Origin of the sequence: Mycobacterium shottsii (assembly GCF_010728525.1) — a bacterium.
GTDB classification, from domain to species: Bacteria; Actinomycetota; Actinomycetes; order Mycobacteriales; family Mycobacteriaceae; genus Mycobacterium; species Mycobacterium marinum.
Genome location: NZ_AP022572.1, coordinates 3,820,107 through 3,832,807 on the forward strand (window position 1 = coordinate 3,820,107; position 12,701 = coordinate 3,832,807).

At 64.4% G+C, this 12,701-nt stretch carries 5 protein-coding genes and 3 pseudogenes; 5 read left to right on the forward strand and 3 right to left on the reverse strand.

Features of this window, described 5'->3' with window-relative positions:
• The first annotated feature begins 67 nt into the window (after positions 1–67).
• On the forward strand, positions 68–1,498 hold the full coding sequence (locus G6N41_RS17560; RefSeq protein WP_198965253.1) for a serine/threonine-protein kinase: 1,431 nt from the start codon (positions 68–70) through the stop codon (positions 1,496–1,498).
• Between the two features lie 28 nt (positions 1,499–1,526).
• On the opposite strand, the gene G6N41_RS17565 is transcribed toward G6N41_RS17560, so the two are convergent.
• On the reverse strand, positions 1,527–1,832 hold the full coding sequence (locus G6N41_RS17565; protein ID WP_231608564.1) for a hypothetical protein: 306 nt from the start codon (positions 1,830–1,832) through the stop codon (positions 1,527–1,529).
• Between the two features lie 290 nt (positions 1,833–2,122).
• Positions 2,123–3,240, reverse strand: a protein-coding gene (locus G6N41_RS17570; RefSeq protein WP_198967905.1) for an IS3-like element ISMyma1 family transposase whose coding sequence is annotated in 2 segments (ribosomal slippage) — positions 2,123–2,973 and positions 2,973–3,240 — 1,119 coding nt in all. Because the reading frame shifts where the segments join, the coding sequence is not laid out codon by codon here.
• Positions 3,241–3,430: 190 nt separating this feature from the next.
• Here G6N41_RS17570 and G6N41_RS17575 point away from each other — a divergent pair.
• The 3 genes and pseudogenes from G6N41_RS17575 (at position 3,431) to G6N41_RS17585 (ending at position 8,515) form a co-directional block, all read left to right on the forward strand.
• Positions 3,431–5,396 (forward strand): annotated as a pseudogene (locus tag G6N41_RS17575) (primary-amine oxidase).
• Positions 5,397–7,018: pseudogene (locus tag G6N41_RS17580) on the forward strand (APC family permease); the annotation flags it as partial.
• A 51-nt stretch (positions 7,019–7,069) separates the two neighbouring features.
• Positions 7,070–8,515: a gamma-aminobutyraldehyde dehydrogenase gene (locus tag G6N41_RS17585; RefSeq protein WP_198967906.1), complete on the forward strand. Its 1,446-nt coding sequence runs from the start codon at positions 7,070–7,072 to the stop codon at positions 8,513–8,515.
• Positions 8,516–8,572: 57 nt separating this feature from the next.
• Here the strand turns inward: G6N41_RS17585 and G6N41_RS17590 are convergent.
• Positions 8,573–9,907, reverse strand: a pseudogene (locus tag G6N41_RS17590) (DUF1254 domain-containing protein).
• Between the two features lie 140 nt (positions 9,908–10,047).
• On the opposite strand from G6N41_RS17590, the gene G6N41_RS17595 reads away from it, so the two are divergent.
• Positions 10,048–12,681, forward strand: a complete 2,634-nt coding sequence (locus tag G6N41_RS17595; protein ID WP_198965255.1) for an FHA domain-containing protein — start codon at positions 10,048–10,050, stop codon at positions 12,679–12,681.
• Positions 12,682–12,701: the final 20 nt, after the last annotated feature.

Genomic DNA, 12,701 nt, shown 5'->3' on the forward strand with positions numbered 1-12,701 from the left:
GTCGCGTCGGGCTGAGCGGCCAACCCGCTCTTCGACCTGCTGCGCCCGGGCGGGCTACGATGCGGCCATGCCGCTCGCCGCAGGTTCGACGTTCGCCGGCTACACCATCGTCCGACAGCTGGGTACCGGCGGGATGGGCGAGGTCTATCGGGCCCAGCATCCCCGATGGCCCCGGCAAGACGCGCTCAAAGTCCTTCGGCCGGAGGTGTCCGCAGACCACGAGTACCGCCAACGCTTCCACCGCGAGGCCGATGCCGCCGCAGCCCTGTGGCATCCGCACATCGTTGCCGTGCATGATCGCGGGGAAACCGACGGCCAGCTGTGGATCGACATGGACTACGTCGACGGCACCGATGCTGTGACGCTGCTTCGCGATCGGTACCCCAACGGGATGCCCGGCTCGGAGGTCAGCGAGATCATCACCGCGGTGGCCGAGGCGCTCGACTACGCGCACGACCACAAGCTGCTGCACCGCGACGTCAAGCCCGCCAACATTCTCATCGCGGCGCCGGCCTCGCAGGCCAAGCGGATCATGTTGGCCGACTTCGGGATCGCCGGGTGGGTCGGCGAAGCCAGTGGGCTGACAGCGACGAACATGACCGTCGGCACCGTGTCCTATGCGCCGCCCGAGCAGCTGATGGGCCACGACCTGGACGGAAAGGCCGATCAGTACGCCCTGGCGGCGACGGCATACCACCTGCTGATGGGCTCGCCGCCGTTTCAGCACTCCAATCCTGCCGTAGTGATCAGCCAGCATCTCAGCGCCGCACCCCCGGCGATCGGCCAGCGCCTGCCGGCATTGGCAGAGCTGGACCCGGTTTTCGCCAAGGCGCTGGCCAAAGACCCCAAGGACCGTTACCAACGCTGCATCGATTTCGCGCGGGCATTGAGCCATCGGCTGGGCGGAGTCGGCGATCCCGACGACACGCGCATCTCCCGGCCGGTGGCGGTGGCGGTGCCTGCGGCCAAGAATTCTCTGGCGCGAGCCTCGGTCATCGTCCCCGCCGTGCTGGCGATCCTGCTGGTCGTAGCGATCGCCGTGGCGCTGCGCGAGTTCGAGCGCGCCGACGATGAACGTGTCGCACCGCCTGCGGCGACCAGTTCCAGCCGGCCCAGCCCCACCGCCGCCAAGACCTCGACAACCACGGCCACCACGACCGCGCCGACGAGCACGTCTACCAGTACGGCGGCCGCGACAACGGAATCGGTGACTCCCGCGCCGGTGGTCGTCATTGGCGCCATGTGTTCCCCGCTCGGCAGCACCGGAACCACAAAAACACGCGCCACCGCCTACTGTTCGACCCTGCAGGGCACCAACACGACAATCTGGTCGCTCACCGAAGGCACGGTGGCAAGTCCGACGGTGAGCGCCACGCCCGATCCGACCGAGCCGCCGTTACCCATCGATCAGGATTCGCCGATACGCATCTGCATGCAGCAGACCGGCCAGACCCGCCACGAATGCCGAGAGGACATTCGCCGCAGCAACGGCTACTGAGCGGGCTGGTCCGCCGCGGCCACCCGGCCTATACGCAGCCGCTGACGCTGATTCGCCTGCCGACATTGGCGCACACATTCACGTTGGGGGGCGGCGGCGGGGGCGGCGGGTAGTCCTCGGGCAGCGGGGCATATTCGGCGGGCGGCGGAACGTAGGGGGCGATCGCGTCTGCAATGTTGGCGCACCCGCTGACCGATACCCGCCGGCCGGCGTTGACGCACACGTCGGCCTGTGCCGCGCCGGACGGAGCCAGGACGACGAACACCTGTGGAAGGGCGGTAAAGGCCAGCGCCGCGATCGCTGCCGTGGCCGACGGCCGCTTCCAGGGACTCATCGAGATCTCCTTCGCCAATGCCTCGTTACATTCGCTGCCCACTCTAATGACCCGGCTGCGGGCTCCGGTGCGGTTGTGGCTCAGACAACATCGGAATCGCGCCGGCGGAGCTTACCGACACACGGGGCGCTCGGTGTATTGCGTGCGGCGCCAATTACCGGCTATCCGCGGCACTTGTAAGTGGTGAATTTGCGCTGAATTTCGCGCGGTACTTCGTTTCGAGCCATGCCGACAACCCTTGTTCCACATGGCCTGACCCCGTGAACTGGTCCGCGGCGAACGAGAGTCATTCATCGGTGGGTACAGGCGGCAGCATAGCGGGCAGGCGGTAGGTAGCCCAGCGATGAATGCCGCCGATGATGGTTGTACTCGTGCTTCCAGTCGCCGATGACGACACGGGCCTGGGCCAGCGACCAGAAGCTATTGATGTTGAGGCACTCGTCGCGGATGCGGGAGTTGAACGACTCAACATAGCCGTTGCGCCATGGCTCGCCGGGCGGGATGAAGTGGAGTCCGACCTGGCCCTCGGCCCAGTCTGCCATTGCGCTGCAAGCCAATTCGGGTCCGTTGTCACACCGCAGCACCGCGGGTAAGGCCCCGCGCCCGGCGGCTATGCGGCCCAACTCCTCGGTGAGGTGATCACCGGTGATGCTGCGCTCGACCATACCGCCGAGGCATTGGCGGGTGTGCTCGTCGATGATCGACACGATCTTGATCGGCCGCCCATCGGTGGTCACGTCGAACTGGAAGTCCACCGCCCACACCCGATCGGGTGCATCGGCGACTACCTCTGGCGGGGCGGTGGAGGTGCCGTGCCGTTTGCACTTGCGACGCTGCGGGACCCGCAGTCCTTCCTCACGCCAAAGCCGTTGCACCTTCTTATGGTTCACTTCCCAGCCTTCGCCGCGGGCATCGTGGTAGGCCGGTCGGAACCCGCGACGAGGATGCTTGTTGGCGTAGTCGCGTAGCCACTCCCTCAGAGCGGCGTCCGGATCGGCCGGCGTGCCCGCAACCGGTTCGTGGCGTTGGGTGGCGCGGTGCTGTCCGGTGACGCGGCAGGCAAACCGCTCGCTGACCCCCAGCACGCGCTGGAGATGACGAACGGCCGCCCGCCGGCGCTCCGGGCCTAAAAGTTTCCCCGGGCGATCTCCCACAGCGCGTCCTTCTCCAACTCGGCATCGGCCAACAACCTTTTGAGTGCGGCGTTCTCGCGTTCGAGGTCCTTGAGCCGTTTAGCGTCCTCGGCCTTCAGGCCGCCGAACTGGTTGCGCCACCGGTGGTAGGTAGCCTCAGAGACCCCCAGCTCGCGGCAGACCGCCGCGGTGTCCTTGCACTCGGCCAACAGCCCGTCCGCGGTCATCAGCTTGCGCACAATCTGCTCCGGACTGTGCCGTTTCCTCGTCGCCATGATCTTGTCGAGCCTTCCTGCCCACAACGTGGGCCACAAGACTCTCACAAGCCGTGGATCAACCGATCGGGGTCAGGCCACACAGACTCGGCAGGCCCAGTGTTAACTTGCGGGAAATTGTTGCCGTCTTTGTGAAGATGTCCGCGAACCACAGGTACGTTTTGGGGCCGGGTTTGACACAGGAGAAGCCATGACCGAGACGATCGTCCAGACTTTCCATCCGCTCGATCCGCTGACCGAGAGCGAGTTCCAGCAGGCCGTCTCCGTTGTGCGCCGTGACCGGAATGTCACTGAACGTTGGCGATTCGCCTCGATGGAGCTCGCGGAACCGGGCAAACGAGAAATCGCTGATTTCGAAAACAACGCAGTGGTGCCGGATCGACGGGCTGTCATCGTGTGCTTCGACCGTGACACAAACGGCACCTACAAGGCGCTCGTTTCCCTCTCGGGCGACCGCATTCTCTCGTGGACTTGCCTGCCGGGGGTGCAGCCCAATATCACCCATGATGAATGGCTAGAGGCGGGCGAGGTGCTCCGCAGCCATCCGGCCGTTATCGCGGCCTTGTGCCGACGCGGCATTACCGACTTGGAGAACATGCTGGTCGATGTGTGGGCCTACGGCGACGCCCTGATTCCGGAAGCGTATCGCGGCCGACGGCTCGCATGGTCGGACAGCTGGCTGACGTCGCCAGGTGGCGGGAACCTCTATGCGCGACACATCAAGGGATTTCATTGCGTTATCGACTTGAACACCATGGAATTGCTCGACATCGAGGAAGGCAGTCCGCTCGAGTTCCCGGCCGTCATGGCCGAATATGTGCCTCGGCACATCCCGGAGAATCTGCGTGATTCCAGCGTGCGGGGCGCCCTGCGGCCATTGGAGATCATTCAACCCGACGGTCCGTCGTTCACCCTGCGGGGCAATCATCTGGAATGGCAAAACTGGTCGCTGCGCGTCGGTTTCAACTATCGCGAAGGCATGACACTGCACACCGTTACCTACAACGACCACGGTCGGGTTCGCCCGATTGCCTACCGGATGTCTTTCGCCGAGATGGCGGTGCCCTACCGCGATCATTGCGCTGATCACTATCGTCGGACGGCCTTCGACATCGGCGAATGGGGGCTCGGATTCATGACAACCTCGCTGGAGAGGGGGTGCGACTGTCTGGGCGAGATCCGATATCTCGATGCGGTCTTACACAACAGCAAGGGGGAGCCATACACGATCAAGGGAGCCATACACGATCAAGAATGCCATCTGCATCCATGAAGAAGACAACGCGGTGCTCTGGAAGCACGTCGTATGCGATGGCAGCGCCGAGGTGCGGCGCATGCGCCGGCTCACCGTCTCTTTCCACGTGACGGTGGCCAACTACGAGTACTTGGTTTACTGGCGCTTCTACCAGGATGGCAACATCGAATGCGAAATTCGTGCAACCGGTTTGATGGTGACCACGAACTTCGACAATGGTCAGGCGCACGCATCGGGCACGTTGGTCGACGAACGAACTTATGCCCCGTATCACCAACATTTTCTTACCGCGCGGCTGGATCTGGACATCGACGGCACGGACAACACCGTGTACACGAGCGAGACGGAGATGGTGCCTACGGGACCGGATAACCCCTACGGTTTGTCGTTGCGCCAGAGGAACATCCCGCTGCGCACCGAGGAAGAGGGCAAGCAGGACTACTGCTGGGAGACCCAGCGGGCGTGGCGGGTGGTCAACGAGAACGTCACCAATGGGCTGGGCACCCACCCGTCGTACAAGCTCGTCGGGGGTGCGGCCATTCCGCCGATGTTTGATCTCAGGTCGCCGGTACTACGCCGGGCGGAGGCCATCACCCATACCGTATGGGTTACGCCCAATCATCCCGACGAGCGTTGGCCAGCGGGGGAGTTCGTGAACCAGAGCGGTCCGGGACTGGGGTTGCCCGCTTGGACTGCGGCCAACCGGTCGATCGAGAACACCGACGTGGTGGTGTGGTACACGTTCGGCATCCACCACATAACGCGACCGGAGGACTGGCCGGTGATGCCGGCCGACACCGTGTCTTTCTGGCTCAAGCCTGTTGGATTTTTCGACCGCAACCCGTCGTTGGATGTCGCGCCCACGGCAGCCGCAACGTGTCATGGCGAAGGTGGTTGCTGAATGACAGACACCCCGGCGCCGCCGCTCTTCGCCCGTGGTCCCAAAGGCAACAAGCTGAAGGTGCAGCCGATCGTGCCTCAGCTCAGCAACACCGCGGCTGAGGGGGTGGTATCCAAGGGCCTGGCCAAGGGGCCGTTGGCACCGTCTCGGGGGCAATCCTCGGTATCGCGTGTGTGGCACCCGGCTACACGTTGACGGCCAGCATCGGCTTGATCGTTGCCGCGGTCGGGCTCAAGATGCCGGCGATATTTGTATTCGGATTTATTCCGATGTTTTTGACCGCGTTCGCCTATCGCGAATTGAACGCCGACACTCCGGACTGTGGAGCGTCGTTCACCTGGTCCACCAAAGCCTTCGGACCCTGCGTGGGCTGGATGTGCGGCTGGGGCATGGTGATCGCGACGGTCATTGTGTTGTCGAACCTGGCTGCGGTCGCGGTGCAGTTTTTCTATCTGCTGATCGCCGGCCTGTTCGATAGCCCAGGGATCGCGTCCCTGGCCGCAAACCGATGGGTCGATATCGCTTCCACACTGGTGTTTATCGCCGGGGCGACTTGGGTTTCCAGTCGTGGCATCCAAACCAGCGAGCGGGTGCAGGGACTATTGGTCATCTTCCAGATGACGGTAATCTTGGGTTTCGGGGTGGTGGCCATCATCGGCGCGGTGCGGGGCCATGGCCCCGCGAATCTGAGCTTCGATTTCAATTGGTTCGACCCGTTCAGCGGGCTCGCGATGGGTGCGTTCGTCATTGGGGTGACCGGTTCGATTTTCTCGTTCTGGGGCTGGGATACGTGCCTGACCCTGGGTGAGGAATGCACCGACCCAAAGAAGGTTCCCGGACGCGCCGGTGTGCTGTGTGTGGTCAGCATTCTGCTGACATACCTGCTGGTGAGTGTGGCGATGATGATGTACGCAGGTGTCGGTTCGCAGGGACTGGGGTTGGGCAACCCGGTTAATTCCGAGAACGTGTTCGGCGCACTGGCGCGACCGGTGCTCGGTCCGTGGGGTAGCCAGTTGCTGTTTCTGGGCATCCTGGCGTCCACCCTGTCGAGTTTGCAGACGACGTTCCTCCCGGCGTCGCGTTGCATGCTCGCCATGGGCGCCTATCGGGCATTTCCCCAGCGGTTCTCGGCGGTGAGCTCACGTTTCCAGGTGCCGCTGTTCAGCACCATCGCGGCAGCCATTGCTTCGGGTGCCTTCTACACCCTCGCCAGGTTGCTATCGGAGCGAACCCTGTTGGACACCATTGCGGCCCTCGGCATGCTGGTTTGCTGGTATTACGGAATTACCGCCTTCGCCTGCATGTAGTATTTCCGCAAGGAACTCTTCACTTCTTTGCGCAACGTCGTTTTCAAATTCCTTTGTCCGCTGCTCGGCGGGATGATGCTGTTGCTGGTCTTTGTTGTTTCGGTCCGCGAAAGCATGGAGCCGCGACATGGCAGCGGCGCGTCGATCGCAGGCGTCGGGCTAGTCTTCTACCTTGGCTTCGGCATCCTGTCGCTCGGCGCGGTGCTGATGGTGGTCATGCGAGTGCGCCAACCCGGCTTCTTTTTGGGTCACACGCTGACGCCGTCAACCCCTGCCCTCACCGACGACGCCGCCATCGCCACCGCTAGCCATCCGGACGCCGGTCCGGACCAACATCATAGAGCGCTACTCGTAGAACGGGACACCATGGTGGAAAAGAAAGTTTTTCACAACATCATTGGCGGAGAAATCCAGGCAACGCCGGACGGAAACACGATGGATATCGTCAACCCGTCGACGGGCGAAGTCTATGCATCGGCGCCGAATTCCTCTGGCAAAGATGTCGATGACGCGTTCACCGCGGCGGCCAAGGCGTTCGAGTCGTGGCGTTGGTCCACCCCCAGCGAACGGCAGCGTGCGCTGCTGCGGCTCGCCGACCTCATCGAGGACAACGCCGAGGAACTTGTCGCGCTCGAGTGCGAGAACACGGGCAAGCCAATGTCGTTGACCATGTCGGAGGAAATTCCGCCGATGGTTGATCAGATCCGGTTCTTCGCCGGCGCGGCGCGGGTTCTGGAAGGCCGCTCACAGGGCGAATACATGCGTGGGCACACGTCGTCGATTCGACGGGAGCCGGTGGGCCCGGTTGCCCAGGTAGCGCCCTGGAATTACCCGATGATGATGGCGGTGTGGAAGTTTGCCCCGGCGCTGGCCGCCGGCTGCACCGTGGTACTCAAGCCTTCGGACAGCACGCCCGCGTCGTCCTACTGGATGGTCGAGAAGATGCAGGAGATCTTCCCGCCCGGGGTGTGCAACCTGGTGTGCGGCGACCGCGACACCGGTGCGGCACTGGTGGCGCACCCGGTGCCACAGCTGGTGTCGATCACCGGCTCCACCAGGGCAGGTATGGCGGTGGCGGCCAGCGCGGCCAACGACCTCAAACGTGCGCATCTCGAGCTGGGAGGCAAGGCGCCGGTAGTCATCTTCAATGACGCCGACATCGCGGCGGCGGTGGAGGGACTTACCGCGGCAGGCTATTTCAACGCGGGCCAGGATTGCACCGCCGCCACTCGGCTGATCATCCAGGACGGCATCTACGACGAGTTCCTGTCGGCGATGGCCGAGTCGGTGGCCGGCACCAGGACAGGCTATGACCCCGCGGATGAGGACATCTTGTTTGGTCCCATCAACAACAGCAACCAGATGCGCCACATCGATGGCTTGGTGTCCCGTGCACCGGCGCACGCCCGAATTCTTGCCGGCGGCAAGCAGAAAGACTGCGCGGGCTTCTTCTACGAGCCCACGTTGATTGTCGACCTGCAACAGGACGACGAATTGATTCAGACCGAGATCTTCGGCCCGGTCGTCACCGCGCAGCGTTTCAGCGACGAGCAGCAGGCCCTGTTTTTCGCCAACGGCACCGAATACGGTCTCGCATCCTCGGTGTGGACCAAGGACGTCGACACCGCCGCACGCATGGGAGCACGGCTGGACTTCGGGTGTGTGTGGATCAACACCCACATTCCGCTGGTTGCCGAGATGCCGCACGGCGGTTTCAAGCACTCCGGCTACGGCAAGGACCTGTCCATGTACGGGTTCGAGGACTACACCCGGATCAAGCACGTGATGCACTATCACGGATTCGAGGGCTAGACACCGCCGCAGCCGCGGCGGCACCTCTGGGCGCCAAGGCCACGGCCGATGTTTGAGTCAGGCCTTGCGCACCGGGGGTAGCGACCATTCGCCGGCGACCACCTCGGGCCTCGGCGCGTACAACCGCATGGTCACGCCCAGCGGGCCCAACGGGGCCGGGAGCCAGTTCGACTGGCGCTCGGGACCGGGGTCGGTGTGCGCGAGATAGAGGTCCAATGAGCCGTCGTCGTTGTAGCGCAGCTCGTCACGGTCGCCGATGGCGAATCGGTTCAGCTCGTTGGCCACTTGAAAGCCTTCGGCGTCATACATCGTGACCGACCAGAATGCGTCCACCGGGGGTAGCTTGTCCGCGTCGAAGTGGATGACGTAGTCGTGTTCGCCGGCCAGCGGATCTCCGTGCTCATCGGTGGCGAGGAACGGGTATACGGCGTCCTCGGCGGGGTTGGCTCCCAGACCGATGAGGGCCACCACCGCGCGTCGTAGGTAGTTGTTGCCGTAGACGCCCATGCTCTCGGTCAGGCTGATCCAGCCGTCGACGTTGGCCCCAAGCTTGGTGGCGCTCTTGAGGATGTCGTTGAGCGCATCGCTTCTGCCGCGCTCGAACTCTGCGACTTGGTCCGCGTTGAACCGGCTCGCATCGAACGGGCTTCCCGCTTCGATGCCGAGGTTGGCCAGCCGGGCAAGCACGGAGTAGTCGGTCGGGTGTGGTGGATTGACGCCCAGCAGATCGGCCGCATACGAGAGGTAGTCCAGCGCTGCCATGCCGTTGACGATTCTGGGCGGCTCGGTAGTCGGGTCAAAGTCTGGTCGCTTGTCTCCCGCACTGGCCTGCGCCCCGCTGCCGAGCTCAGTGAGGGAGTAGCCGTCCTGTACCCGGTGAACGGCCGGGTAGTCGGCTGGCCCGTTGGTCTGGGTGCGGCCGATGATCCAGACAAACGGTGTCGGCGCGGCCACGACCGTGGTTGGGCGCGGTTGTTCGCCGCTTTCGCCGTGGTAGCCAGGGCCGGCGATCACGAGATCAAGTGGACCCGTCCCGCTGGTGCGCTTGCCGGGATTGGCGAAAACGTCTGTCCACATGTCCAGCATCGGCAGCATGTAGTAGCGATCGTCGGTGTCCGCCGACTGCAGGCGGACCGGACCGTTGCGCAGGTCCAGCCAGGCCGAGGAGTACAGCGTGTCGAAGTTGGGCCGCACCACCGCGCGGAAGTCGGCCGACGGGAACGCCCGCATGTGCGAGAAGTGATTGGGCGGGCCGGCGCCGGGGCCGGTGCCGGGTGCCGCGTTGAGGGCCTGCAGTCGCGTCACATCCATCATGACCAACGGATAGAATTAATAGAAGTAGATGAATGCTTCGTAGCTGAGCGTTCGCAGGCCACTGGACAAGGTGCTCACGATCTCTCCTCCGGGAGGCTCCGTAGACCGACCATATGACGTGCCGCGTGAAATGTCAGTGGCCGCGGCGGATCGGCGCGGCTAACACATATCCGCGCCCTGTTCTGCCCGGAGCGCCGGTGCCATTACAGTTGGTACCGATGACCCAAACAGCCGCCCCGCCGGTGCTGACCGTGCGGTACAACGGAGCTGAGCGCACCTTCGCCGCAGGCCACGACGTAGTCATTGGCCGTGATTTGCGGGCAGACGTCCGCGTCGCGGACCCGCTGATCTCACGGGTGCATCTGCTGCTGCGCTTCGATCAAGGCCGATGGATCGCCATTGACAATGGCAGTCTCAATGGGCTCTACATCAACAACCGGCGAGTACCGGTTGTCGACATCCAAGATGGCCAGCGGGTCAACATCGGCAACCCGGATGGTCCGGCGCTGGACTTCGGAGTCGGCCGCCGTCAGCAAGGTTCGGTCGGGCGCCCACCGCCAACCGCGGTCATGCAGGTGCCCCCGCCCATGCCCAGCGGGGCATGGCCCAGCCAGGCGCCCCCGCAAACCGGGTCGCACCGGCCCGTTCCGCCGCAGCCGGCCCCGCCGACCACGCGGATGCCGGCTCAACCTCCCAGCGGACCGCAGCACGTGCAGCCGTCGGCCCAGCAACCGCAATACCCCAGCGGCCCGCAGACGTCGCGGTCGCAAACCGGCGCTCAGCCGGCCCCGCAGATATACCGGCCGCCGGGGGCCAGCCCGGCGCCCCCGGCCCCCCTCGTGGTCGGGCGCGCGCCCGGCGAAACCGGCAACATAGCCACCTCGATGATGAAGATTCTGCGTCCGGGCAGGGCGGCGGGCGAATTGCCGCCGGGAGCGGTGACGATCGGCCGCGCCGACGACAACGACATCGTCATTCCCGAGGTGCTGGCGTCGCGTCACCACGCCACCCTGATCCCGACACCGCAGGGCACCGAGATCCGGGACAACCGCAGCATCAACGGCACATTCGTTAACGGTGCCAGGGTCGAGGCGGCACTGCTGCATGACGGCGACGTCGTCACGATCGGCAACATCGACCTCATTTTCGCCAATGGTGCGCTGGCCCGCCGCGAAGAGAGCCTGCTCGAGACGCGCACCGGGGGCCTTGACGTGCACGGGGTGACGTGGACGATCGAGGGCAACAAGACGCTGCTGGACAACATCTCGTTGGCGGCACGCCCGGGGATGCTCACCGCGGTCATCGGCCCGTCCGGTGCCGGCAAATCAACTTTCGCCAGGCTGGTCGCCGGGTACACGCACCCGACCAACGGCACGGTGACTTTTGAAGGCCACAACATTCATGCCGAATACGCCTCCCTGCGCAGCAGGATCGGCATGGTGCCGCAAGACGACGTGGTCCACGGTCAACTGACGGTCCGGCAGGCGTTGATGTATGCGGCCGAACTGCGGCTGCCGCCGGACACCACCAAGGAGGACCGCGAACAGGTGGTCGTCCGGGTCCTCGAAGAGCTGGAGATGTCCAAGCACCTCGAGACGCGGGTCGACAAACTGTCGGGAGGTCAGCGCAAACGTGCATCGGTGGCCCTCGAACTGCTGACGGGACCGTCGCTGCTGATCCTGGATGAGCCCACATCCGGTCTGGATCCGGCGTTGGACCGGCAGGTCATGACCATGCTGCGGCAGTTGGCCGACGCCGGTCGTGTGGTGCTGGTTGTCACTCACTCACTGACCTACCTCGATGTCTGCGATCAGGTTCTGTTGCTGGCACCGGGCGGCAAGACGGCGTTCTGCGGGCCGCCCAGCCAGATCGGTCCGGCCATGGGGACGACAAACTGGGCCGACATCTTCAGCACGGTCGCCGACGACCCGGAGGGGGCACAGGCGCGCTACTTGGCGCAGACGGGGCCACCCCCGCCAGCGCCGCCGGTGGAGCGCCCTGGGGAGCTGGGCGGCGACCCGTCGCACACCAGCTTGTTCCGCCAGTTCTCCACCATCGCCAGACGCCAGATGCGGCTGATCATCTCGGACCGAGGCTATTTCATCTTCCTGGCGATATTGCCGTTCATCATGGGCTCGCTGTCGATGTCGGTACCCGGGGACGTCAGCTTCGGCATGCCCAATCCGATGGGGACCGCACCCAACGAGCCGGGTCAGATTCTGGTGTTGCTCAATGTCGGTGCGGTCTTCATGGGGACCGCGCTGACAATCCGAGATCTCATCGGCGAGCGGGCCATCTTCCGGCGCGAACAGGCGGTCGGCCTGTCCACCACCGCGTACCTGCTGGCGAAGATCTGCGTCTACACGGTGTTTGCGGTCGTTCAATCGGCGATTGTCACCATCATCGTGCTGATCGGCAAGGGCGGTCCCACCCAGGGCGCCGTGGCGCTGGGCAAACCTGGGCTCGAACTGTTCGCCGACGTCGCCGCCACCTGCGTCGCTTCAGCGATGCTCGGACTGGCGCTATCGGCGGTGGCCAAGTCGAACGAACAGATCATGCCGCTGCTGGTGGTCGCGGTGATGTCGCAGTTGGTGTTCTCCGGCGGCATGATTCCCGTCACCGACCGCCTGGGGTTGGACCAGATGTCCTGGGCCACACCGGCACGATGGGGATTTGCCACCTCGGCCTCGACCGTCGACCTGATCAAACTCGTGCCCGGTCCGCTGACTCCGAAGGATTCGCACTGGCATCACACGGCTGGTGCCTGGTGGTTTGACATGGCCATGCTCGCGTTCATCAGCTTGTGCTACGTCAGCTTCGTGCGGTGGAAGATTCGCCTCAAGGGCGGGTGATCGGCCGCGGGGTCGGGTTC

Bases quoted from the DNA above. Each gene is read 5' to 3' on its own strand.
- G6N41_RS17560 (WP_198965253.1), top strand. From the start codon at position 68: ATGCCGCTCGCCGCAGGTTCGACGTTCGCCGGCTACACCATCGTCCGA.
- G6N41_RS17565 (WP_231608564.1), bottom strand. From the start codon at position 1,832: ATGAGTCCCTGGAAGCGGCCGTCGGCCACGGCAGCGATCGCGGCGCTG.
- G6N41_RS17585 (WP_198967906.1), top strand. From the start codon at position 7,070: ATGGTGGAAAAGAAAGTTTTTCACAACATCATTGGCGGAGAAATCCAG.
- G6N41_RS17595 (WP_198965255.1), top strand. From the start codon at position 10,048: ATGACCCAAACAGCCGCCCCGCCGGTGCTGACCGTGCGGTACAACGGA.